The sequence below is a fragment of the Vibrio hippocampi genome (assembly GCF_921292975.1).
GTDB lineage: Bacteria > Pseudomonadota > Gammaproteobacteria > Enterobacterales > Vibrionaceae > Vibrio > Vibrio hippocampi.
On sequence record NZ_CAKLCM010000002.1, the window covers coordinates 1,673,452 to 1,698,239 of the forward strand.

A 24,788-nucleotide genomic window follows, 5' to 3' on the forward strand; every position below is an offset into this window, starting at 1 on the left:
CTCCTTAAAAGGGAGTGTAACGTTAATTACACATTATTTTGTCATCTGCGTTTCTGCATCGCTTAGTGCAGCATCAACAGACTGACGACCATCGACCACGTTGATAATCGCATTTTTCGCCGCACCCCAGAATGCATTCATCTGTGGGATATTTGGCATAATTTCACCATTCATCGCGTTGTCCATGGTCGCTGCGATACGAGTGTCAGCGTCAAGCTCCGCTTGGAAAGACTTGAGTGCAACCGCACCGAGTGGCTTATCATCGTTCACTTTACGAAGACCATCGTTAGTCAGTAGATAGTTCTCAATAAACTCCACCGCTAAATCTTTGTTTGGAGAAGCGGTGCTGATACCCGCAGTGAGCACGCCAACAAACGGTTTAGAAGAGTGACCTTGGAACTTAGGCAGTGTCGCCACACCGTAGTTGATACCGGATTTTTCGATGTTGCCCCATGACCATGGACCATTAATCGTCATCGCAGTAGTGCCTTGGTTAAACGCCGACTCAGAAACGGAATAATCCATATCGGCAGAAATCACACCTTTGTCAACAAGCCCTTTCACAAAGCTCATCGCATCTTTTACGCCCTTCTCGGCGATACCCGCGTCTTTCACATCATAACCATTCGCGGTGTATTTAAATGCATAACCGCCGTCAGCGGCCATAAGCGGCCATGTGAAGTAAGGTTCTTTCAGGTTCCACATGATTGCAGACTTGCCTTCTTTTTTCAGTTTGGCATCAATCGCGGCAACTTCTTCCCAAGTTTTCGGTGGGTTTGGCACTAAGTCTTTGTTGTAGATAAGAGAGAGAGATTCTACAGCAACTGGGTAGCCAATGAGCTTGCCATCATAACGAACCGCATCCCAACCAAGGTCTACAATACCTTCACGGACTTCTTTGGAAGGTGTAATTTCCGCCAATAAGCCAGCTTCGGCATAACCACCAAAACGGTCGTGTGCCCAGAATACGATGTCGGGACCATCACCCGTTGCTGCTGTTTGCGGGAACTTATCTTGTAGACCATCTGGGTGAGCAACCGTGACTTTAATACCGGTCTCTTCCTCAAACTTTTTGCCTACTTCTGCTAGACCGTTGTAACCTTTGTCACCGTTGATCCAGATAGTAAGTTGTCCTTCTTCGATAGCAGCATGAGCACCGAAAGAACCCATAGCGACGAGGGTGCTAAGTGCTACCGCAGTTAATTTTTTCATGTTCGTATCCTTTTTATTCTTAATGTAGGGTTGATGTCGGGCAGACCCATTCACATCAGAGGTAAGCCGTATTTCAGCATTTATAATCAGCAATTGTTCGCTTAAGCTCATCATCCTAAGCCCTACGCCCCGAGTATTATGGCGTATTTTCGCGATCTGCATCGCCTTCAACTAGCGATATAGTTCACAATTCATGTCTCTTGTGTGACCAGCTTCAATCTTAATCAACTGAATAATGTGATTTATGTCCTAATCATCCATTTCATCCCTGCTTTGCCCTCCCCCTCCTCTACTCCCCCTACAATTATTTTTGTTGGGAGGATGCTAGTGAAGGCACAATTTCGCACACTGTGTACATCCCAAAATGGTCGATTGGTTTATGACTGACTCAACGGATAAATAATAGAAAAGATAAAGTTTTGCATTTCTCTGACGCGACTTTTTATTATGTGAGGAGTAATGGAAACATGCTGAGTGAGTCACCACTTTAATTTAAGTGTATATAAAGCAATAGATTTGGTAACACTGTGTAATCCAATAGCGCTAGCGCTTCCAAGCTTGCAGTGTTACAAAATAAATCACCATTTACTGAGCCCTACCGTTACTGTCAGCACGGCAATACCAAAATGACGACGGTAACGAAACAAAATTGATCGAGGACGAGCTACATGGCGAGTGTTACGTTAAAAAATGTGTGTAAAGCGTATGACGACGTATTGATTTCTAAAAACGTAGATCTAGAAATTAACGAAGGCGAATTTGTGGTATTTGTTGGCCCATCGGGTTGCGGCAAATCGACACTTTTACGCTGTATTGCAGGTCTAGAAGATATTACTTCCGGCGATCTTTATATCGGTGATGAGCGCATGAATGACGTTGAGCCTTCTAAGCGCGGCGTTGGTATGGTGTTCCAATCTTATGCGCTTTATCCTCACCTTAACCTTTATGACAATATGTCATTTGGTCTCAAACTCGCGAAAGCGAATAAAAGCGAGATCGATAAACGCGTCTCTCAAGCGGCAGAAATTTTGCAATTAGGTCACTTATTGGAGCGTCACCCAAAAGCCTTGTCTGGTGGACAACGTCAACGTGTTGCTATCGGTCGTACCTTGGTTTCTCAACCTAACGTCTTCCTACTTGATGAACCTTTATCCAACCTTGATGCTGCGCTTCGCGTTAATATGCGCGCACAAATCACCAAACTACAACGTCAACTTGGCTGCACCATGATCTACGTTACCCATGATCAGGTTGAAGCAATGACCATGGCAGACAAAATTGTGGTACTTGATGGCGGGTATGTTTCTCAAGTCGGTAAACCGCTCGAACTCTACCACTATCCACAAAACCGTTTTGTGGCGGGTTTTATCGGCTCACCTAAGATGAATTTTATGAGCGTGCATATCACTGAAGTGGAATCAGAGCGTGTCAAAGTTCAATTGTCGAACGGTGTGACATTTTGGATCCCAGTCGATGGCACCACGGTCAATCAAGGCGACCGTATGTCACTAGGTGTTCGCCCAGAGCATTTATTAGAAGTTCAACAAGCCGATGCCAGCATCCATGGTGAAGTCATGATTGTTGAGAAACTGGGTAACGAAACACAGGTTTACCTGAATCTGGAGGGCGCGGATGCCGATGTTATCTATCGTCAACCTGATACGTTGGATGTTGAGACAGGCGATAAGCTTGAAATCGGTATTCCAGCACACCGCTGCCACCTATTCCATAGTGATGGTCGCGCATGTCGACGTCTATACCAAGAAAACGGTGTCGATTTCGAATAGATAAGCGTTGTTTAAGTTCATTATATTCCCTTAGTTTTCTTTCACTGCTTAGCTCATTAGCTTCCCTCTCTAGATGTTAGAGAGGGATTTTTTTATCAAAGTTATTTTTATAAAAGTCGTTTTTTATCAACATCGAGCGAGGTAGTCATGAATCAGTCACGACTTCTGATCGCTTCAATCCTTTTATCCAAGCTATCATGGGTGCTTAACCACTCCGGAAGCTCGGTATCACCTTGCTGACGAAACAACTCAAACATCTCTACCATCGCCTGAGTGTCACCGTATATCTCCAGCATTGCCGAACTCGCATAAGCATCCGCCTCTGCCTCAGCTTGCCGGGAATAACCACTAGATAAAATAAACACGGTGAGACCCGCAAGATTGTCAACAATACCGGAACTCTCTCCGGTTAGCAGAGAAACACCAACAGAAAGCAAGCTTGAGTGAACCAATTTTTTCATCATATGGCGATGATGAATATGACCCAGTTCATGAAAAATAATGCTATCGAGTTGCTGCTGGGTTTGCGCCAAAATCACCAATTGATCGAGTAAAACAACTTTGCCACCCGGTAACGCAAAAGCATTGGCACCATTCTCTGAGGAACGAAAGACGATTTCGACCGGATAAGGGATCTTTTCTAAATTCAGGAGATGACCATTCACTCTTTCCCTGATTTCATCTTGCTGGGTCTGACTTAATTCACTAGGTTGCCAACCATGATCCAAGCTTTCCAGTACTTGGTCGCCAATCGCGACAGATACACTGTTGGGGATCATATTAGCCACTTTGTCACTCGCCCAAGGTAAGGCGTAAAAGTATCCTCCCACAACAACCAAGATACATACCAATACCGAAACAAACCAAGCAAAGCCATTCGACTCTGCCTTATCAATCAGGCTTGTTTTATTGTGATACTTGAACCAACGAGAAATCTCGTCGCTTCTGTCGGTCACAAAAACCCAACCATTAGGCAGAGTGAACCTCACGGGTAAGTTGCCCATGGGTGCTGTGATTTCAGCGCTATTCAATTCGCAACTAAAAATATTGCCCACAACACTCAAACTTAGCGTATTGGCTTGCTCAACACTAAGAACCGCCTTATGTCGTTCAGAACTTTTGGGCGGATAGGCAACCCCTTCAAACTGCATCAGCCAATTCCAACACCAAGGTCGAACGCTTGTGCCACTTCATCCGTTATCGCTGACTTCACGGCGGAGTCTTGGTCGTAGGTTTTTATTAAACTCATATCACCAACAACAACGGTATTGTCTGCAACATAACGTGATGCACGAATCATAACCCATGGTCGAGCTAATCCTAGAGTTACCACCTGAAGCAAAAAGTTTGAAAGAACAAGCCACATATAGCCACCGACGGTATAACTAGAACTAAATTCTACTGCGTCGCCACCTTGCGCCTCTTGCTGCAATTGAAGTTGAGCGAAAACATAGTTGCGAGTTCTTACTGCGGTATAAGTCGTCAAAGCAATCATCATGACAATTAACACGAGATAAATTAAAGCGGTGTACACAAACACGCTAACTCCCGTCATTGATGTGACGTCAATGGCTAATGCCGGTGCCAACGCCCCCAAACCGAATGTGCCAAGAGCAGCAACAATAAATATTGCAATCGCAGAAGCAATACCGAGAGCTAACGCTTTGAGGTATAGCTTAATAAAAAACTCTGTGGTGATCTCCGCACTAAACTGCCAATTTCCGTAGCGGTATCCGTTAGTGAAATAGCGACAAACACCACTACTCACCCAACCGTACAGTACGGCAAACGCCAGTGCAGAAAGCACACCTAAAATCACCGCTAATATCGAATTGAATTGGGCAGTAACTGCGATAGCAACAATCAACACCGCAACAACTAATAAAGCGACGAGCGCTCGCCCCATCAATGCGACGTAAGCACTTTTTAATGTCGAATTAAAACTAAAATGAACATTGCGGTAGCTCGTCATCGCAGAATCAAATCTTGCATTACTCCACAGTAGCCACGGCAAAGCCATATAGAATACCAGCATAAATGCGATGGCTAGCACTGGAAAAAATGCGTTGGAGATGGCCCATATAAGGACGACGGCTAAAGCCACTAATCGCCCTTTCAGAATTTGAATAGGTTTAGCATGATATTCAAAATTATCCCCAGCGAGATAGGTATTACCGTAGAAATAACGCTTGGTTCTGACCTTGGCCCAAGCCGAATAAACACCCAGCGTAACAATAGACAACAGAATGTTGACAATCCATATTCCGAACCATTCTGCTCCCTGCCCTTTAAACGTGATGGGGTTAGCGATCCCTTGTTTGCTCATAGATACTCCTTCTGATTTGATTCACCATATGAACTCAAACACGCACTCTATCGACCTGAAAAATTCAGGACAACCATCAAAGACTGGGTTAGACGAAAATTGGAACCTAGTTCAGACTTAACGTTAAGTTATGGACTTAATTGTAACAATCTATTTATGCGGGGAGCTTCCTGTTTGTGCAAGGAGCATCGACGCAGATTTAGCCCCCATTTTCAGCTTATTATCAATACAAATCATGTTGCCTTGAATTAAATCACAATAACTTGCCGACAAATTCAACTTAATCGTATGTGAACGGGTAGATTTATTAATCGCCAATACGCCTTTATTGCCACGCTTTATCACTAATATGTCTGAGCTCGCTTTCAATATCTGCATCGGTTCGCCGTGAGTTCGATTATGAAACTCAATCATTTTCGCCATGCGCGGATCTTTCCATGCATTTTGCCAACGAGGCGAACCCTCTTTTGATCGAATACCACTGGTGTCGAGGTCGGTGTAAATCAGTGGTACGCCGCCATCTCGCCCTAATATATAGGCGTAAGCTAACCACTCATCTTCTTCACGCATAATCAAACTCTGAAACACCTCATTGTTTGGTATGTCATGGGTGATCGCAAAAGTGATTGCCCGTTTATTTGATAGAGCTTGTCCAAAACAGTAGGGATTGATAAGTGATTTAAAGCTGCCTCGACGAGTAAACGCTTGGTACATAGTGGAAAACAGCGGGAAGTCGTACGCGCCTAATTGGGTATGTTCGAGGTATGGCTGAAGAAATATTTCATACTCTTGTTCCGTCGCGCCACCATCGGTAATAATCTCACCAAAAATATGTATATCATCCACAATATCATCGCTCCAAACCTGAGCGATATGCTCTTGCGTCATATGCTTTGCGGCGTCAATTCGAAAGCCTTTTACACCGATCTGTTTTAATGCTTTTAGATATTGCCTCTGCTGCTCAATCACATGCTCATTCACCTTTAATGTCGGTAAACCGGGATCACTCGCGCCTCCTGTGATACGCCCGTTTTGCACTTGCCATTTATCTTTCCAATCTTCAATGCCAAACGCTTCTACAAAGTCATGCTCAGTAAATAGAGGTTGAGAAAGATCGCCAAACAGCGTCAGTGCTTGATAGTGTTCTGGTTGCGACTGATACTGCGCCATTATTGTTTGACTGGGATAATTGAGGTCCGAGCGAATACCCGACTCATTCGCCATATGATTAAAGACCACGTCGGCGTAGACCCAAATATCGTAGTGCGCTAATGCTTGCACCATACGTTTAAAATCGGTGGTATTGCCTAAAGCATTATCAATCACACGATAATCTTGCGGCTGATACCTCTGCCACCACTCGTGATTCTGTGCGCTGGTCATCGCGGGCGATACTAAGACGGAACCATAACCTAATTGGTGGATCTGTTGGGCACGCTCTGCAATATCGGCATACTTCCAATCAAAAGCGTGCAAAATCACATTCGCTCCGCCAGTACATGTGTGCAAACCACTCATGCTTATCTCCTAAATCTGTTTACCTTATCGCTCACGCCAACCCTCTCACAGCATCATGTCAATACGATGGATGAATGGTCTGGTCGCGCGATTCCATTAATGCCGATTATATGCACTTTATATTGATGCACTTCCTCCTCAAGCATCACGCTTAAGGAGGAAACGAAAGGCGTAGGGGTTTCGAGGAGCTGTTTGTTTCAAGATGCGGCTGCTTCAAGGTGCGGCTGTTTCAATATAATGAAACGTTTGCAGTGCTAGGGTTTCGCTTTGTGACCAACAAACGCGGCGACGATGGTATCGTCTGCTAACGTACGCGAGAAAACATACGCATTGGCTTGAGGAATTTCACGGTGTAAGCCCGCCCCCACCGAAGGGTGACGCTGACGAAATTGACCGAGCGTTTGCCAATGCTCAAGCAAGGCTTGGCGCTCTTGGTCTAATTGCCAAATCATCGCAGAGCGAGTGCCTTGGTGAAAATCATCCGCATAAGGACCAATTGGACGACCAACTTCATCCCCATAGTAAACCTGCACCGCGCCCGGTGATAGCAGCAAGGCATTGGCGGCATTGCGCTGCATCGACAATTGATTGAAGCGACTAAAGAACAGTTCGGTATCATGGGAAGACATATAACTGACCGGATTAAAGTCTTCGCTGCTCGCGATGGTATTGGCATAATCTTGATAGGTGTCCGCCATCTGGCTAAAGCACGCCGCTCCTTTATCCAGTTTTTTCTGCATATCAAAGTTAATTAGAGCGTCAAAACCATCATCAAAATAAGGACTGCGATAAGCGGTATGCCCCCAAACCTCACCCATCATCCAAAACGGCTCACCATGTTTATTCCTCTCTGCTCGCCACTCATCCAAGGCGAGAGATGCCTGCTGCTTCAAGCGTTGCCAAACTTCGCCTTCTACATGCTTCACGGTATCGACACGGTATCCATCAATACCAAAACGCTTAACCCAATCGGTTTGCCACTCAATTAAGTAGTCCGCCACACTATAATTGTCGCGAGCGACGACACGCGTGCCGGGGTTTTCCAGCAACCATTGTGGCGGCGTCACGCCTTTATCACTCTCAGTTAGAAAGTCGGGTAACCCTGCCAACGTTAGCGTTGTATCACTGCTACCTGGGGATGGATAACCCGGCAACCCTGCTCGTACCCAATCTTTGCCCCACCATTGGCTCCAATTGGTGTGGTTATAATCAATGTGCTGATGAAAACTGTGCCAATTTTGTCCCTGCTTTGGCTGCCAATCTTGCCAACGAGACGACAACCCATCGCTATGAGTCACCGTATCCACACCATCAAACTGTAAATCCGCAAGGGTGGCATAGCCTGGGTGATTAATCACCGCATCCAACAACACCTTGATGCCTCGCTGATGGGCGGCTTCAACCAAACGCTTGAGATCGTCATCGTTACCAAAGTTCTCATCCACTTTAGTGAAGTCGCGGGTCCAATAGCCGTGATAGGCATAAAATGGAAACGATCCACTGTCGCCGCCCCCAACAAAGCCATGCACTTGCTCAACAATCGGTGACAACCAGATCGCATCCGTGCCCAAGCTCTGAATATAATCCAGCTTAGCAATCACACCTTTGAGATCGCCACCATGGAATGTCCCTATCTCCTGCTGTCCATCGCTGCGACGTCCGTAGCTGTGGTCATTGCTGGGTTCGCCATTATTAAAACGATCCACCATCACAAAATAGATATTGGCATTACGATAATTGAACAGATTCGGTTGATGAGTGGCGTCAAGGCGTTCCAGTAAAATCATACCTCCGGATGTCGGGCTCGGCGTGAGTGTGACTTGTTGGTTCTGCACCACAACTTGTTTGCCAGAAAACACCTCTCGCAAACTTGTGCCCTCTGTAAAACTGTCGTCCAAGGCAATGCTCACCTCACCACCGTTATACACTTGACACTCGACCTTTGGGATCGGTCGTTTAAAGGTGTTTTCCGTGCGCTTTTTGCTCGCACGACTGATTTTCAGCGTCTGTTGAGTGTTATCGAAGGTCAACGCATAATCACCGCTGAAGCGAATCTTAATATCAAACTCAGTGGGTTGTTGGCAATCAAGGGCAATGGGCGAGCTAAACTTAATCTTTTGGCTCTGCGGCGCTGTGCAATCTCCCGTCACGCCGACCACCTTAAATCGGTAAGCATCTTTAACCAATGAAACCACCAGTGGTTGCTCACTATTGAGAGGATAATCTCGACTGGTGGTGCCGGTGGAGATAGTAATATTAGGATCAGCTAGAGCGCTAACCGATGTAAGTAATACTGATGTTAACAGTAAGGCTGTCGTGGCAAGTTTCATCATTCCATCCTTTGGCAATAGTCATCACAATCGTTACTCTAGGCTCGACAATAACGACTCTTGCATCACGGCGCATCATTCCCTCTCTACGCCTCCATTTGGTTGCCAAAATGGATAAAACTAAAATGGGCAGCAACATAAATCAAAACTCCGTGACAAAATACACGAAACTTTGAACTAAACTATGTGTCCAAGATTTTATTTGTCGATTCTCAATAAAATCTGCTTTGTAATTTTATTACTTTTTGCTTTTTATCAGGGCAAAATACATGAGTTACTCCGCATTTATCACTGGCGAAACCTCCGTTAAATTACTAATTCCTCCTGCTATTGGTGATCAAACTCTATATATGCCGCTCGGTATATTTTTCTCATCCTCTCTCATCCCCCCTAATTTAGCGAGAGGTGGAGGAAGTCATACTTACGCCCTTTCAGTAATCTAGTTCACGTTGAAACGAAACAGGGACAGTGTCCCGTCTTACCTCTCTTTCCTTGGGCTGATGTCGACAACATTTAACCTACAGTCGAGCCGGAAAGATTAAAAATTATAATTGACCCATAAATGGAGTTCAGGATGAAAAAAGTAAGTATCGTCGCAGCTGCGGTAGCTGCTTCTCTAGCGGCGGGTTCTGCGTTCGCAGTGGATTTTAATGGTTACATGCGTGCGGGTACTGGTGTCAGTGCCAATGGCGGTAGCGATGTATCATTCCTTAAAAACGGTATCGGTCGTCTAGGTAACGAAAACGACAACTACTACGAGTTTGGTCTGAACGAAGAGTTAACGTACAAGGATCAAACTTGGCGTATCGAATCTATGATTGCTCAGGGCAATGACGGCGCGAGTGCATGGGAAGAGAAAGGCGTCAACGTGGCGCAATTCGCGGTTAAAGCGAAAGGAATTCTTGCTGGTAACAAAGACGCGACACTTTGGGCTGGTAAGACATACTACCAACGTAAAGATATTCATATCTCTGATTTCTACTTCCTAAATACATCGGGTACTGGTGGTGGTATCGAAAACCTAGCCGTGGGTAACCAAAAACTGTCTCTAGCATTGATCCAAGATGGCGAAAATGACGAGGGTAGCGGTTACATTTTTGATGCTCGTCTCGCTAACATTAGTCTGTGGAATGACGCGTCGCTAGAAATCGCAGCAGCCTACAACTTCTCAACAGAAAAAGAAGATCAGGACATCGATGGTGACGACGGTCTTCTTGCTACCGCTATCATCCATCAAGGCACTAGCAACGGTTTTAACCAAACCGTCATTCAAGCGGGTACCGCAGGTTACGGTGTTCAAGCCGCTAACTTCTGGGGTGCAGGTAACTACTACGATCGCTCAGGCGCATACAATGATTCTACCGGTTTCCGCGCAATTAACTGGGGTGTGGTCAACCTTGGTGACAATTGGGAAATGGGTCACCAGTTAGCTTACCTATCAGGTACTGATATTGGTGGTAAAGATGATGATGGTAACCTAACCAATAAAGAGTTTGATACTCAACAATACTCCGTTGTCGTTCGCCCAATGTATAAGTGGAACGACACCATGCGTACTGTTTTTGAAGCGGGCTACAATGCGGGTGAGCAAATCAACGCTGCTGGTACTGCTCTAGAAGACTTCGGTGGCTATAAATTCACCGTTGCTCAAGCTTGGGCTATGGGCGACAGCTTCTGGTCTCGCCCTGAACTGCGCGTATACGGCACTTACCTTGCCGACACAGAAGGTGAAAATCTTGACGGCGACGATAATAACTTCGTAGTCGGTGTACAAGTCGAGGCATGGTTCTAAATACTTCCTGTGTGAAGGTATAAGTGAACCCATCGTTGATAGCCGGCATTCGTCGGCTATTTTTCTAAGGTTTTTCTAAAATTAGACCTAACCGACAATGCTCGCTATGGTCAATTGTGTACTCTAGAGAAGCCTTAAGAAAAATAACTAGAAGGATAAAGTATGTACTTTCGTGCCCTTATGTTAGGTGGTTGTGTCGCTCTCTCCGGCTGCCAATCCACCGAAGTGATTGAACAGACGCAAGTCGCTCAAGCTCAACAAGCTAATAACGTTTCGCAACTTCAATCGATCAAGATGACGCTTCCAAGTTCTGCCATTGTGGATATCACCGAGCAAAGTCAGAGGTTCAAATATCAGCATATTGATAGCCCTGTTGCAGTGTTCGAACTGCCAGCGAACCGCGGTGAGTTTGCCATTTCTATCACTAGCTTAATCGAACAAACGGCATTTGTACCAAGAGCGGTGATCATCGATAAAAACAACCAAGAGATTGAACGCATCGAAAAAGCCGATTTCGCGTACCAAAAACCGCGACTTAGCAAAGGAAATCGATTAGTCGCCGAGAGGGAGTTTTTCCCACCCGTTGGCTTAGATTCTGTTTATCTTGTGGTTTATACCGATAAAGCGGATTTAGCTGGCAGTACCGATGTGATCCACCCTGCTCGTTTAGATGCTGAAGCTCGAGGTAACTACTTCCCAGAAGCGCAGGATCTTTCAATCCCCAACGCGAACACGGGGACAATTGAAGTGTCTCTCGATAGCGTCAGTCTTTTCTCAATCGGTTCATCGACTAACCAAACCGCAGCACCACAAGCGGCAACCATAGGAGCGGCGACCGCAGTAAAAGCCGTAGAATCCGTGCAGCCAGATACCCAAGTTTACTACCACAATGCGATTAGAGAAGCGGTGGAATCCAATAACATCCCTAAAGCTCTTAGCTTACTCGATGAAGCGAAAGCATTAGGGGTAGAAGGTGCACAAGAAGTGTTTGTGCAGGCGGTTAATAGTAAGTAGCGCAAATAATCAGTAGCGCAACAGCGCGGCAATATATCAATCACCTGAGCATTGTCGACCATTCCAAGCCAAATTATATAAGGGCAATCTGCATGATTGCCCTTACTTTTTTACTGCCTAAACTTAGCTTTGCACCTGTTTTTTCAACTCTTTTTTCAACTCATTACTTTTCAACTCGTTGCAACGAGTAATTTCCATCGAACCTAGATATTGACCATCAACACTGCATGGCAAATTAGGTACGCCACCAGTGCCGCTGCTAGCATAAGTAAAGGCGCTAAATAACAATAGCATTGTAGAGATCAGTCGTATCATTTTGACACTCCTAGTAATTGAGGACATTGCTGTTGAGCTAATGCATTATAGGAAATATAAATAGAGTTTCTTGTCTCATTTTTTCTCTGTTGATGAGCCCCTTGATGCCCGCCATGTTCCTCCATGACAGACAAAAAAATGCCCGCAATCTGCGGGCACTATCTCTTAAAGTAAAGCTTCTTAGAACAATGTTTTAGGGTAAAGCTTCTCAGAGTAACGTTTCTTAGGGTAAAGTCTCTTCAGGTACGGTCACCATAGGCAAGATAAAGCCTATTTTTTCATGGTGATTGGCTTATTGACCACTGGCTTTTGCTCGTACCTCAGTTAAATGTTTAGCCATTCGATTCACATTCTCGCGACGGAAAATCTCGTCTAGATTGATCGATAGCTTACGACGCCAGTTCGGGTATTCATCGACGGTGCCCGGGATGTTAACGGGGTTTTCCATCTCCAACCAGTCCTCTAACTGAACGCTCAGTAAAGCAGAATTTCCTGCAGCAACATGCAGTTGCAACGCTTCATTTAAGTAACCATCCATTGGTACATATTGGGCATCGTGTCCTACACCATCAGGCAGATAACCATGCCAACGAACACTATCTAGGATGCCTTGTTTACACACTAAGCGATCATCAAATAACGCCGCTAGCTGCTTTTCATCGGGATACAATCCAATTTCACGCCCCAGTTTCAAGTCATCGCAGTGCCAAAAACCACGCAGCGTCGGCATATCGTGGGTACAAAGCGCAGACATTGATTGACCAGCATAATGTGTCGGTGAAATAAATCCGCCATCCTCTTCTGACGTTTCGAAAAAGAACACCTTATAAGAGTGAACACCAGCATCTCGCAAGATATCAACGATTTCATCCGGAACCGTGCCCAAATCTTCGCCAATCACCGAACATTGGTGACGGTGCGACTCAAGAGCAAGAATCGCCAGCATATCTTCCACTGGGTAATAAAGGTACGCGCCTTCCGTCGCCTTCTCGCCTTTGGGGATCCACCACAAACGCAATAGCCCTAATACATGGTCGATACGCAATGCGCCGCAGTGCTTCATATTGGCGCGCAACAGTTGGATATAGGCATCGTAACTGGTGGTTCTCAGCACTTGTGGATTAAGAGGTGGCAGTCCCCAATTTTGCCCCAGAGGACCAAGAACGTCTGGCGGTGCGCCGATACTCGCATCAAGCACCAAGTTACCATCATCTGCCCACGCTTCACTGCCTGAGTCAGCCACACCCACAGCAAGATCGCGATAAAGACCAACCGCCATGCCTTTCTCTTCTGCAAGATTTTGCGCTTCTTTGATCTGGTCATTCGCTAGCCATTGTAAATACATATAGAGATGAACCTTGTCTTGGTTTTCTCTGATGTACTTTTGCGTTGCCGCAGAGCGATAACAACGATAGTTTTCAGGGAAGACAGGCCAACCCCAAGTGTGCTCATCTTCCGCACGTAAATCCGCATGTAAGGCATCAAACGCCGCCTGATGCACTAAGCTATCGCCGCCCTGTTCAACAAAGTCCAAGAAAGCCCTCGCGCGACTACTCTCTTTGTCTAAATGGCGAGTTTTAAATTCATCAAATAGCAGTGGAAGCACACTCATTTTGAGTGTTGATACTTCGCTATAATTCACCCACTCAGTTTCTCGAGCGGCTTTTAGACGTTGCTGGAACTCGGTGCTTCCTACTAACTGCTGAGCCTGAGCACTTAATGCAAACTCAGGTACCGAACTCACATCGATATACAGAACATTTAGCCAGCGACGCGAAGATGGGCTGTAAGGGCTCGCCCCTTCGGGATTAGCCGGAAATAGCGAGTGAATTGGGTTTAAGCCGATAAAGTCACCACCACGAGCGGCAATATCACTGACTAACTGTTTAAGGTCACCAAAGTCTCCCATTCCCCAGTTATGTTGGGTACGAAGGGTGTAAAGTTGAACACTCGGACCCCAGAGCTTTCTCTGTTGTTGAAGAGCGCCCTGCTTAAAGCAGGCTCTTGGTGTTCTAATCAGCGTCATTTGGTAAGGCACTTTACGGCGCTTACGATTGATAAAGAGTGTGTGATAACCCCAGGCAAGATCTTTTGGCAATCCAAAGACGAGAGGTCCACCGTCGGCACGCTCATCACGAATCGTTTGATATTGTAGGTAGCCTTCAAACACCTCACCTTGCTCAGTTTCCAAACGCCAGCTGAAATCATTTTCACGAGCACTTGTGCCAAGGTTAAGTTCTACCTCAAAAGCATCACCATCGCGAAGCACAAGTACCGGCTCTAAAACTGGCTTTTTATGCTTCTTTTCTGCTGATGCTAGTAAATTTTCATCATTGCTTGTGTCGTAGCCGAGTGACGTGAGTAGGCGGCGCAGGGTGGTTTCTGACACCTCAGCCTCGTCTCCCCATGCGCTAACATAACTGTCAGCTAAGCGCGCCATGTCTGCGACTTTCTTTAATACTGTTTGTTGTTTCATCGCTTTCTCCGGAAGTAGTACTGACACCTTCCATGTGGGTTTACTCGAGTATTTGGATACCAACCAAGGTAGCGTTGGCTACCTTGGTTGGGTGTGGCTGATTAACGATTAACGGCTTCTAGTTTCCAGATATTATTCACATAATCGCGAATCGAGCGGTCTGATGTGAACTTACCTACTAGCGCGGTGTTAAGAATGGCTTTCTTTGCCCATCCAGCTTGATCTTGGTACTGCTTACCCATGGCTTCGTGCGCTTCAACATAAGAAGCAAAGTCAGCCAAACATAGGTATGGATCACCACCATCAAGCAAACTGTCGTAAGTTGCACGCAACAAGCCCGGTTGACCTGGTGTGAACTCTTCACCGAGTAGTAAGTCCAGAGAGGCTTTAAGCAGGTGATCGGCATTGTAGTAGTCGTAAGGGTTATAGCCTTGAGCTTTTAACTCTTTCACTCCTTCAACATCGAGACCGAAAATGTAGATATTTTCATCGCCAACTTCTTCACGGATCTCAACGTTGGCACCATCCATCGTACCGATAGTCAATGCACCGTTTAGCGCCATCTTCATGTTGCCCGTACCGGAGGCTTCTTTACCGGCTAAAGAAATTTGTTGTGACACATCCGCCGCCGGAATAATGATCTCCGCCATGCTAACGCGGTAGTCAGGAATAAAGACCACTTTCAGTTTGTTACCAATACGCGGGTCGTTATTGATCTTGTCGGCTATCTTGTTGACCGCGAAAATAATCTCTTTCGCTAGGTGATAACCTGGGGCTGCTTTCGCTGCAAAGAACGCCACACGAGGTGTACATTCAAAATCAGGGTTGTTGATGATGCGATGGTACAGAGACAAGATGTGCAACAGGTCTAAATGCTGACGCTTGTATTCATGTAGACGTTTAATCTGAACATCAAAGATAGCGTTGGTATCGAGCTTGATGCCCATATTCTCTTCAACCCAATCCGCCAAACGCTGTTTGTTCTGCTTCTTAACCGCCATAAACGCTTGCTGGAAACGGGCATCGGTTGCGTACTGTGCAATACCTTCAAGCTGCTCAAGCTTAGCGGGCCACTCAGTACCAATTTTCTCAGAGATCAAGTTTGATAGACCTGGGTTACAGAATTTCAACCAACGTCTTGGCGTGATCCCATTGGTCACATTGTGTAGACGCGTTGGGTACATCTCATGAAACTCAGGGAACAGGTCTTTCTTCACCAATTGAGAGTGTAAAGCTGCTACGCCGTTGACCGCATAAGAACCAATCACACACAAGTTTGCCATGCGCACCATACGGTGGAAGCCTTCTTCGATGATAGATAGCTTCTGTTGCTTAGCCGCATCACCTGGCCACATCGCACGCACTTGTTGTAGGAAACGGTGGTTGATTTCGTAGATGATTTCCATGTGACGCGGCAATAAGTGCTGAATCAAAGATTCAGACCACGTTTCTAACGCTTCTGGAAGTAACGTATGGTTGGTATAAGCAAAGGTCTTAGAGCTGATATCCCAAGCGGCTTCCCAAGTGAGACCTTTCTCATCAATGAGGATGCGCATTAACTCAGGAATGGCAATCGTCGGGTGAGTATCGTTAAGCTGAATCGTTTCTTGTTCAGGCAGCTGCTCAAGGGAGTAACCTGTGGCTTGGTGACGACGCAAAATGTCGCGTACCGACGCGGCTGAATGGAAATACTGCTGCATTAGACGCAGAGTCTTGCCTTTCTCGTGGTTATCATTTGGATATAACACTTTGGTGATATTGCCTGCATCCAGCAACGCATGCTGAGCTTCGAAGTAGTCACCATTGTTGAAACTGGCGAGGGAAAACGGCGTAATAGCCTGACATTCCCACAGACGCAGTGGATAAACCGTTTCAGACTCATAGCCGACAATCGGTAGATCCCAAGGCATCGCTTTAACAAACATACCCGGCACCCATTTGCGCACTTCTTTCCCGTTTTCCATGACCGTTTCTACGCTGCCATAAAAACCGATCTCTTGCGCAAGCTCTGGTCGAGCAATCTCCCAAGGGTAACCTTCTACACCACGCCATGCGTCTGGTGCTTCTTGTTGACGACCCTCCTTGAAGGATTGTTTAAACAGTCCGTACTCGTAGTGAAGACCGTAGCCAACCGTTGGGTACTCTTGAGCAGCACAAGAATCCATAAAGCACGCTGCGAGACGACCAAGACCACCGTTGCCTAGAGAGGGATCACGCTCTTCCTCTAGCAAATCGGTAAGGCTGTGACCTAACTCAGCCATCGCTTCAGTGACTTGCTCATAGAGCCCCATGCTGATGAGGTTATTACCGGTTAGACGACCAATCAAAAACTCAAGCGATAGGTAGTTAACACTTTTGGCTTGCTGTACTTGAGGGTCAGCTTCCGTCGCCAGCAGATCAAAGGTCGTGAACTCCGATAGTGCTCGACCCATCGCCAAATACCAAATACGGCTGTCTGCGTTGTCAATAGTGTGGGCATAAGTAACAGATAAATGTTTCTTTACGCTTTGTTGGAATGACTTCTTATCAAATTTTTTTTGTAGGCTAGGCTTCATAGTGAAATTCTCACATCCAGATCTAATTTATCTGCCTATAATCGTGCATTTCCAACACTCGATAAGCATCCTCCCAGCCCTTGGTTTAGCGAGGATGAGAGTTCAGGGCGTAGAGTAGCAAATCGGTATTTTGCTCTCGGTAAGCGTGCTCAATTTTGCTCCTGAGGCTAGATATACTGGTACTTTACTTGACTACACCCCCCTTTAATTGTGTTGGCGATTCCTAACCCTAAACCTTGCCATGACACTGTTTTATCAGCTTTCTAAAGCGTTAATCCGATCACAGTAGTTTTTCATTTGCCAGACAAATACATTCACTGACAGACATACGCGACAAGGTGAACGTTGCATCAGCGAACAAATGGTGACCAAACTCACAAAACAAGGGCGTAGTGATGCAGATCTCATTTGAGACTTAAGAATTAGGAAGTGGATCATTGTTATCACTCTCAACCATGTCGTACCATCCAGATCAAAAGGTTGATTCTATTTTTTATTTTTGCATTTTCACGACATTCAAAGGTTTAGCTAACAGACAAGACTCGCCACCTTTGGTTTTGGTTTTGGTTTTGTTTTTGTTAATTTTGGCTTGGACAGCAAGCGTAGTCACTCATAGCAACAATAATATTGAGGCGCCTCTCTTGCGAGTTCTTAGCTAACAGCTAACCGTCACGATTAATTAAGGACATTTCACATATGTGGATTCCCTCGAAACTTACTCGCCCTGGACGCCTACACAACGCCATCTTTAGACCACGCGTACTCGATCTATTACAACAAGCGTGCTACTGCAAGTTGGTACTATTTCGCTCACCTGCGGGCTACGGCAAAACCACCATGGCAGCGCAATGGTTGGCAGATAAACCAAACGTGGGTTGGTATAGCATTGATGAAAGCGACAACGACAGCTTTTACTTTGTTAACTACCTATTGCAGGCTTTAAATAAAGCGACAGATTCCAGTTGCGCCACTGCACAGTCTTTGGCAGAAAAACGTCAATTCTCCTCTCTCTATTCCCTATTTAGTGACGTCTTTTCCGAAATGGTCGCATTTCAGCAAGAATGCTACATTGTGCTTGATGACTACCACCTGATACACAATGACGAAATCCATGAAGCCATGCGGTTCTTCTTGAAACACATGCCGGACAACTTAACGATTGTCGTGACAAGTCGTGCTAATCCACCGCTGGGCACCGCTAACCTCAGGGTGCGTGATCTTATGATAGAGCTCAGCGATGAATTACTTGCCTTTGACACCGAAGAGACGACTCGATTCTTTAATCAACGTATTGCCGATGGTATTGATGAAGAGACCGCTAACAATCTAAGAAGCTATGTTGAAGGTTGGCCATCCGCATTGCAGTTGATCGCGCTTCAAACACAACACCTAAACCGCACGCTAGCACAAACAGCAGAGTCGGTTTCCCATTTTAACCGTGCTCACTTATGGGATTATTTGGTGGAAGAAGTGTTTGATCTGCTTGATCAAGAGACACGCTACTTCTTAATGCAAATATCCGTGCTTGACCATTTCAACGACAAACTGGTGTTGGCGCTCACTGATCGCGAAGACGCACTGGGTATGATCGAGGCGCTCAACCGCTATGGTCTGTTTATTTATCCATTAGAGGGAGAGCATAACTGGTTCCGCTTCCATAATCTGTTTGGCGAGTTTCTAGCTCATGAGCGTAAAGCTCGTATCCCTCAGCAAGAGAGCAAACTACAACACAATGCTGCGGTCGCGTGGTTGAAACAAAAAATGCCGCATCAGGCACTCAAGCATGCCCAAAAAGCCGCCGACAATCACCTTTTGGTCGAAATTCTTAACAAATACGGCTGGAAAATGTTCAACCAAGGTGAACTCTCCACGTTAGAAATTGCGATCAATCAATTAGATAAAGATATCCTCTTCAATCACCCTAAACTTACCATGCTGCAAGCTTGGTTAGCACAAAGCCAACATCGGTATAACCAAGTTGGTGAATTACTTAATGAAGCGACTAAGCAGCACAAGGCTCGTGATCTAGAAATGGATGTCCGCTACCAAGGACAAGAAAATGCCCTGCTGGCGCAAGTTGCTATCAATAGTAACCAGCCAGAAAAGGCGCTTGAACTAGCAGAATTGGCACTCAGCCAGCTTGATCCGACCGTTTATCGTAGTCGTATCGTGGCGACTTCCATTGTGGGAGAAGTCAATCACGTACTAGGCAACCTTGAGCGTGCCTTACCTATGATGCAGCAAACTGAGAAATTGGCTCGTCAATATCAAGTCTATCATCAAGCGTTATGGGCGATTCTGCAGCAAAGTGAAATCTTAATTGCTCAAGGCTATGTGCAAGCGGCGTTTGAACTGCAATCATCCGCTTTCCAATTAATCGAAGACCAGCAACTTCAACAACTGCCACTGCATGAGTTTTTATTGCGCATCCGAGCGCAAGTACTGTGGTGTTGGAACCGCTTAGATGAAGCCGAAGAGTGTGCGTATAAAGGATTACAGATCTTAGAAGACCACTCACCAAGTCAACATCTTCATAGCTACTCGATGTTGGCTCGCATTGCCATCGGTCGTGGAAAACTAGACAAAGCCGGTAAGTTTATTGAGCATATCCAGCATCTGCTCAAGCAATCCACTTACCATGTTGATTGGACCGCTAACGCCTCGTTATCGCTACTGCTTTTCTGGCAAGCCCGCGGAAATATAGGGGCTATCGAAGAGTGGCTACGCACAGCGGTTCGCCCTAAAACCGCCACCAACCATTTTACCCAATTACAGTGGCGTAATATTGCGCGTGCCTACATCAGCACGGGTCAATTTGAAAAAGCCAGTGAAGCACTCAGTTTTTTACAAGGTGAAGCCAAACGCGTCAACTTGGTCACCGATACCAACCGAAATCTGATTGTAGAATCGGTATTATCGGTACACCAACACGACGAAGAACGCTCTAAACAACTACTCAAGCAGGCGTTAATCATGACCACTCAAACTGGCATGGTCGGTAACTTCCTAACCGATGGTGCCGCAATACGTGAGGGGCTTGATAAACTGATCCTTAACCATGAACTCGGCGATCTTGAACACCATCGCGCCCAGCAGTTGATGAAGGATATTTCCTTGACGCAACACAGCCGCTCTGTGCACTTTGATGAAGAGTTTGTGGAAACATTGATCAACCATCCGAACGTACCCGAGTTAGTGCGCACCAGCCCACTGACCCAACGTGAATGGCAGGTTCTCGGTCTGATCTATTCCGGATTTGGCAACGAACAAATTGCACAAAAACTCGACGTCGCGGGAACCACCATCAAGACGCATATTCGTAACCTGTATCAGAAGTTAAACATCGCTAACCGTAAAGAGGCTATCGCCACTGCTGAGAATTTATTGCAGTTGATGGGGTATTAGTATGATGTTGAGTTAAGTCAGACGACAAGATGACTTAAAGACACAGAATAGCTAATGACTTTTGGTTAAAACCACACTCGACAAAGGATAAAATAACCGACCTTTCGGTTATTTTATCCTTATTATTGAGTATTCAAACTTTATATTTCATCAGCAAGTTATATGAGAAAACCTTTAGTCCTGCAAAACCACCATAACTATGACTCCCTCAATGAAATAAATAGACATACCCTAGAAAGACTCATAATATATCGCACTAACTCGTCGTACGTTATTTTTCCCAGCCATTCACGCCTTCATTATTCAAATTAATATTGTTCACATCAATTGAATTAATTAAATATCACTGCACCCAAATTCACTAATTGGTGAGTTGTCATTACGACAAAAAATGCGTGTTGAAACTAACTACAACTTGTTTAAAGTTGCATATTCATGCCCTACACTTTCGTAGACGTATGATTTAGTTAATGTTTTATGGAAAGAAAATGAAAAAATACATCGCACTTATCGGCATTCTAATGTTTACTGGATGTAGCATTATTGATAACAACACGCGAGACAATCTCAGTCTCCAGAAAAAAGCAGCATTTGCATTAGGGACAAGCGCAAATAATGTGAAGATTGAAAACCGTACTGCAGATATAATCAAAGTTGAGTTCGACGCTATATATAAAGGTCGTCGTTTTCAATGTTATTATACCGGTGGTGTCATCGTTACTAGCGACGCTATCTGCTCAGCAACAGATGGAAAAGGCATGCCTGCAGGGGCAAATTGCAATGCGCTACTAAAAGCGGCAGGTAAATGTTGATAACTGCGCTAAAAACATACAACAGTAGAACAGATACTCAACTCACTATAAACACCCGTTTAACCGTTAAGTCTCGTTCTAAAATAGGTTGATAGTTTTTATTCTTAGCCAACAGTTGATACTGTTGGCTTTTTATCGCTCGTTGCCATAAAGGCTCTGTCCTTCTGCTCACTTATACTGCACAAGCGAGCGATAGTGAAGCTCACTGTAGTTCAAACAGTGGTGTTCATATGTGTTGCACGGCTGCGTGCAGCAGTGTCCATTTCCCCCTAACGCAAACAAGTGACCTTGCTACAGCAAGCTCCTCGCTTGCTCCCCACAGTAATATCACCATCGGCAGCAAAGTCGCACGTTTACAGACTTTATTACGACCACCTGCAGCATAATTTTTTCCTACGCATAATTTGTTGAACTCTAAAGAGTTCAATTAGCAATGTTTGACGCCCCTAATAAACGTAACTGGCTTTACATAAGTAACTAGTTACATTTTTCACGCGGCGTTCTTAAAAGGATTAAATTGTGAAAAATCAATTGGTAATGAGTGTGATTACCTACAGTGTAAGCACCTCTTTTGCAGTAATAGCAAGTGACATGAGCGCTATCCCTATGTCTGTGCAAGAACAAGCACTGGCTGCGGAACGTTTGCATACACTAGTCCAACTAGCTTTGGATAATGACCATGGACGCAAACAATACTATGCCCAATCTACGCTGATGGATCCTAAACTCAAGGTTGGTTTTGGTGGTCTTCCCGTTGACAATTTTAAGTTCGACGACGACCCGATGACGAACATTTCTGTCGGTTTGATGCAGCAGTTTGAGCGTGGGTCTACGTTAGATTTACGTCAGAAACAAGCTAATCAAAAAGCCGATGGTATTGGGCTACAAGTACAAAATCGTGAGTTAGATGTCACTAAGAGCCTGTCCCAACTATGGCTTGAACTCGGTTATCAGCAGTATGCCGAGCAAAAACTAAAAGCCAATCGTGCCCTATTAGTCGATTTAGAGCAGTTTATACAGACCAATTACCGCCTAGGCAAAAGTGAAGCACAAGATGTACTCAATGCACAACTGAAGGTCAGTCAGCTGGATGAAAAGCTTCAAAGCAATGCACAGATGCAAAGGCGTTTGCTTTCTCAATTATCAGAATGGTTGGGAGACGACTGGGCTTTACGTAATCAAGAACTTCGAGCGAGTAATCAGCTAACTTGGCCGCTGCTCGATGATTACCTCATCAGTCACATCAGCTCTAACCAGCATTATCAAAAACTGAATCAACATCCGATGGTTAAAATGGTTGATACCAGTATCACTGTGACCGAAACGCAAGTGGAATTGGCGGAGCAAGCCTATACACCGCAATTTGGGGTTGAGGTGATGTACGCCTATCGACAAGCCGACAATATGTTCGGTCCTGCCTCCGATTTGGTGAGTGCTTATCTCACTATGGATATTCCGCTTTTTACCGATAATCGCCAAGACCGAGATTTATCGGCCGCCCAGTATCAAGTGGGTGCAGCGCGTTCTCAAAAAGATGTTTTATTGGCGCGACTTAATGCGCGAGTCAACGCATTAATATTTCTCTCGGGGGAACCATATGGCTGCGTTAACTATCTGTTTGAAATTAAAGGGATCTCCATTTCAACCAACCCTTTGACTTCAGATGTTTTAACAAAGCCTTTGGACCCATACAGATTGATCGCTGGATTTTCACTAAACACACGCAGAACTAACTTAGTGGATTGACAGCCGAGTGCATGTTTAACGACTTGATCAAGACATTCAGCCCCAATTCCTCTGCCTTGAAACTCAGGTAAAAGTTGAAAGTCTCTCAAGAAAGTCGTATCGCCACTATAGCTAAAACGCAGCACACCAACACGAGTTTGGTCTAGGTGAACCTCGTAGTTGTCTAGATCTTCCCAACTGTTTAGAAACTGATTGTGATCCCAAGTTATCCCACGAGTTTGATAATAACTTGCCATATTTGCCTTGGTTAAAGACTCTGCAAATAAGGGATCACTACCGACTTTAAGCTGTACTTCCATGCCTTTTCCTCTGGTGACACAAAACGCCCAATTAAGTATTTAGCAACGCTACCTGCCCTAAACCATTATTCCTTAAATACTAAAGCCAATCAAAACCGAAATTGCCGAGCGTTGCGAACCTGCCTTAACGTTTGTTATATACGTACCACTTTTACCGTCGAACCTTCTGACAATGAAAATTATTCAGCAAAATCAATGACTTCGGACTCTAATTCATCAGGGTGCGATGTGGTTGTTACGCTATAAACATGACTACCATCACCGACAGCAAGTTCATCCAATACCTCTTCCCAAATAGCACTATCAATGCCTACGATACAAATCAACTTTGTGCCATTTCCTAATAGTGAAATAAGCAAATCATCTGCATCAGGGCTGTAACTAGAATTGGTAACAAGCACCACTTTTCTATATCCCATTGATTAGGACTCCCTAAGCATACCCGAGTTAAGTAATGAACGACGCCTCCACCTAACCCATTGCACCGTAAACATAAAAATCAACTTGAACTAAAATTACCACGCGTTGCGAATCTACCTTGAAGCGTTTGTATACCACTAGCGCTCACTGAACGCGACTTTGCCTGCCAACCCAATAAGTAGAACTCCTGAGACGCCCTTAAGTGTTCGAGAATAACGCTGTGAATTTGGTCGACTAAAAACCCAACTTCCTACTGAGGCATATAAAACGTTACACACTGTAGCTAAAGCGCTAAACAGTAAACCAAGCATTAACAATTGCATAGATGCCGTACCGGTCGAAGTATCGATAAATTGAGGTAAGAATGAGAGGAAGAACAGTGCCACCTTGGGATTCAAGACGCTAACAATGACTCCTTGTACAAACACGTTTTTATTGGATTCCGTGCTTTCGTGAACAACAATTTTGCTGCCTCCGCGCCACATAGAAAGTAGAGACTGAACTCCCAAATATACCAAGTAGGCTGCACCCAACCATTTCACTACACTAAAAGCTAAAGCAGAGCTTAGGATTATTGCGGATAAACCTAAGCAAGCAGCTAATGTATGGACAAAGTAACCAACACCCAACCCAATAGCAGCTTTCATTCCGCTTGCCATTTTGCCTTTCATTGTATTCGAAACAATGTAGATTACGTCCGGTCCAGGTATCATATTGATAGCCAAACAAGCGACAACAAATAGCAATAGTGAATTTAAGTCCATTTCCTTTCCTCCATGTT

At 45.1% G+C, this 24,788-nt stretch carries 16 protein-coding genes and 1 pseudogene; 6 read left to right on the plus strand and 11 right to left on the minus strand.

The genetic code is table 11. The features are described 5' to 3' along the window. Window positions 1–33 precede the first annotated feature (33 nt). Window positions 34–1,212, minus strand: coding sequence for a maltose/maltodextrin ABC transporter substrate-binding protein MalE (gene malE / locus L9Q39_RS09890; RefSeq protein ID WP_237484905.1), 1,179 nt, complete (start codon window positions 1,210–1,212; stop codon window positions 34–36). Window positions 1,213–1,880: 668 nt separating this feature from the next. On the opposite strand from malE, the gene malK reads away from it, so the two are divergent. Beyond that, the gene (gene malK / locus L9Q39_RS09895) at window positions 1,881–2,999 is read left to right on the plus strand and encodes a maltose/maltodextrin ABC transporter ATP-binding protein MalK (protein ID WP_237484906.1); all 1,119 of its coding nucleotides are present in this window, start codon (window positions 1,881–1,883) and stop codon (window positions 2,997–2,999) included. Between the two features lie 152 nt (window positions 3,000–3,151). On the opposite strand, the gene L9Q39_RS09900 is transcribed toward malK, so the two are convergent. From L9Q39_RS09900 to L9Q39_RS09915, 4 genes are all read right to left on the minus strand, one after another. Next, the gene (locus tag L9Q39_RS09900; RefSeq protein WP_237484907.1) at window positions 3,152–4,150 is read right to left on the minus strand and encodes a M48 family metallopeptidase; all 999 of its coding nucleotides are present in this window, start codon (window positions 4,148–4,150) and stop codon (window positions 3,152–3,154) included. After that, a complete protein-coding gene (locus L9Q39_RS09905; RefSeq protein WP_237484908.1) occupies window positions 4,150–5,325 on the minus strand; it encodes a YjgN family protein in 1,176 nt (391 codons plus the stop codon). Before L9Q39_RS09905 ends, L9Q39_RS09900 begins: the two co-directional genes overlap by 1 nt. Before the next feature lie 150 nt (window positions 5,326–5,475). Further along, window positions 5,476–6,843, minus strand: coding sequence for an alpha-amylase family glycosyl hydrolase (locus L9Q39_RS09910; protein WP_237484909.1), 1,368 nt, complete (start codon window positions 6,841–6,843; stop codon window positions 5,476–5,478). A 254-nt stretch (window positions 6,844–7,097) separates the two neighbouring features. Continuing rightward, the gene (locus tag L9Q39_RS09915) at window positions 7,098–9,173 is read right to left on the minus strand and encodes an alpha-amylase (protein WP_237484910.1); all 2,076 of its coding nucleotides are present in this window, start codon (window positions 9,171–9,173) and stop codon (window positions 7,098–7,100) included. Window positions 9,174–9,747: 574 nt separating this feature from the next. Here L9Q39_RS09915 and lamB point away from each other — a divergent pair. Beyond that, window positions 9,748–10,965 (plus strand): maltoporin LamB, encoded by a 1,218-nt coding sequence (gene lamB / locus L9Q39_RS09920; protein WP_237484911.1) that lies wholly within the window; start codon window positions 9,748–9,750, stop codon window positions 10,963–10,965. Window positions 10,966–11,127: 162 nt separating this feature from the next. Continuing rightward, the gene (locus tag L9Q39_RS09925; RefSeq protein ID WP_237484912.1) at window positions 11,128–11,979 is read left to right on the plus strand and encodes a MalM family protein; all 852 of its coding nucleotides are present in this window, start codon (window positions 11,128–11,130) and stop codon (window positions 11,977–11,979) included. 123 nt (window positions 11,980–12,102) lie between these two features. Here the strand turns inward: L9Q39_RS09925 and L9Q39_RS09930 are convergent, their stop codons facing one another. The 3 genes from L9Q39_RS09930 to L9Q39_RS09940 all read right to left on the minus strand — a co-directional run bounded on the left by L9Q39_RS09930 (window position 12,103) and on the right by L9Q39_RS09940 (window position 17,325). Beyond that, window positions 12,103–12,294: a hypothetical protein gene (locus L9Q39_RS09930; RefSeq protein WP_237484913.1), complete on the minus strand. Its 192-nt coding sequence runs from the start codon at window positions 12,292–12,294 to the stop codon at window positions 12,103–12,105. 292 nt (window positions 12,295–12,586) lie between these two features. Continuing rightward, window positions 12,587–14,770, minus strand: a complete 2,184-nt coding sequence (malQ, locus tag L9Q39_RS09935) for a 4-alpha-glucanotransferase (protein ID WP_237484914.1) — start codon at window positions 14,768–14,770, stop codon at window positions 12,587–12,589. A gap of 101 nt (window positions 14,771–14,871) precedes the next feature. After that, window positions 14,872–17,325 carry a glycogen/starch/alpha-glucan phosphorylase gene (locus L9Q39_RS09940; protein ID WP_237484915.1) on the minus strand — a complete coding sequence of 818 codons (2,454 nt, stop codon included), beginning with the start codon at window positions 17,323–17,325 and terminating at the stop codon, window positions 14,872–14,874. 696 nt (window positions 17,326–18,021) lie between these two features. On the opposite strand from L9Q39_RS09940, the gene malT reads away from it, so the two are divergent. The 3 genes and pseudogenes from malT to L9Q39_RS09955 form a co-directional block, all read left to right on the plus strand. After that, window positions 18,022–20,730 (plus strand): HTH-type transcriptional regulator MalT, encoded by a 2,709-nt coding sequence (gene malT, locus L9Q39_RS09945; RefSeq protein ID WP_237484916.1) that lies wholly within the window; start codon window positions 18,022–18,024, stop codon window positions 20,728–20,730. Window positions 20,731–21,218: 488 nt separating this feature from the next. Beyond that, entirely contained in the window at window positions 21,219–21,542 is a 324-nt protein-coding gene (locus L9Q39_RS09950) for a hypothetical protein (protein ID WP_237484917.1), read from the plus strand. Window positions 21,543–22,133: 591 nt separating this feature from the next. Further along, window positions 22,134–23,120, plus strand: a pseudogene (locus L9Q39_RS09955) (TolC family protein); the annotation flags it as partial. A gap of 32 nt (window positions 23,121–23,152) precedes the next feature. Here the strand turns inward: L9Q39_RS09955 and L9Q39_RS09960 are convergent. The 3 genes from L9Q39_RS09960 to L9Q39_RS09970 form a co-directional block, all read right to left on the minus strand. Then, window positions 23,153–23,587, minus strand: a complete 435-nt coding sequence (locus L9Q39_RS09960) for a GNAT family N-acetyltransferase (RefSeq protein WP_237484918.1) — start codon at window positions 23,585–23,587, stop codon at window positions 23,153–23,155. 179 nt (window positions 23,588–23,766) lie between these two features. Next, window positions 23,767–24,006, minus strand: a complete 240-nt coding sequence (locus L9Q39_RS09965; RefSeq protein WP_237484919.1) for a DUF7684 family protein — start codon at window positions 24,004–24,006, stop codon at window positions 23,767–23,769. A gap of 138 nt (window positions 24,007–24,144) precedes the next feature. Further along, window positions 24,145–24,771, minus strand: coding sequence for a LysE family translocator (locus L9Q39_RS09970; RefSeq protein WP_237484920.1), 627 nt, complete (start codon window positions 24,769–24,771; stop codon window positions 24,145–24,147). Window positions 24,772–24,788: the final 17 nt, after the last annotated feature.

Bases quoted from the DNA above. Each gene is read 5' to 3' on its own strand.
- malQ (WP_237484914.1), bottom strand. From the start codon at position 14,770: ATGAAACAACAAACAGTATTAAAGAAAGTCGCAGACATGGCGCGCTTA.
- malT (WP_237484916.1), top strand. From the start codon at position 18,022: ATGTGGATTCCCTCGAAACTTACTCGCCCTGGACGCCTACACAACGCC.
- L9Q39_RS09900 (WP_237484907.1), bottom strand. From the start codon at position 4,150: ATGCAGTTTGAAGGGGTTGCCTATCCGCCCAAAAGTTCTGAACGACAT.
- L9Q39_RS09960 (WP_237484918.1), bottom strand. From the start codon at position 23,587: ATGGAAGTACAGCTTAAAGTCGGTAGTGATCCCTTATTTGCAGAGTCT.
- L9Q39_RS09925 (WP_237484912.1), top strand. From the start codon at position 11,128: ATGTACTTTCGTGCCCTTATGTTAGGTGGTTGTGTCGCTCTCTCCGGC.
- L9Q39_RS09965 (WP_237484919.1), bottom strand. From the start codon at position 24,006: ATGGGATATAGAAAAGTGGTGCTTGTTACCAATTCTAGTTACAGCCCT.
- L9Q39_RS09930 (WP_237484913.1), bottom strand. From the start codon at position 12,294: ATGATACGACTGATCTCTACAATGCTATTGTTATTTAGCGCCTTTACT.
- L9Q39_RS09950 (WP_237484917.1), top strand. From the start codon at position 21,219: ATGAAAAAATACATCGCACTTATCGGCATTCTAATGTTTACTGGATGT.
- L9Q39_RS09970 (WP_237484920.1), bottom strand. From the start codon at position 24,771: ATGGACTTAAATTCACTATTGCTATTTGTTGTCGCTTGTTTGGCTATC.
- malK (WP_237484906.1), top strand. From the start codon at position 1,881: ATGGCGAGTGTTACGTTAAAAAATGTGTGTAAAGCGTATGACGACGTA.
- L9Q39_RS09940 (WP_237484915.1), bottom strand. From the start codon at position 17,325: ATGAAGCCTAGCCTACAAAAAAAATTTGATAAGAAGTCATTCCAACAA.
- lamB (WP_237484911.1), top strand. From the start codon at position 9,748: ATGAAAAAAGTAAGTATCGTCGCAGCTGCGGTAGCTGCTTCTCTAGCG.
- L9Q39_RS09910 (WP_237484909.1), bottom strand. From the start codon at position 6,843: ATGAGTGGTTTGCACACATGTACTGGCGGAGCGAATGTGATTTTGCAC.
- malE (WP_237484905.1), bottom strand. From the start codon at position 1,212: ATGAAAAAATTAACTGCGGTAGCACTTAGCACCCTCGTCGCTATGGGT.
- L9Q39_RS09905 (WP_237484908.1), bottom strand. From the start codon at position 5,325: ATGAGCAAACAAGGGATCGCTAACCCCATCACGTTTAAAGGGCAGGGA.
- L9Q39_RS09915 (WP_237484910.1), bottom strand. From the start codon at position 9,173: ATGAAACTTGCCACGACAGCCTTACTGTTAACATCAGTATTACTTACA.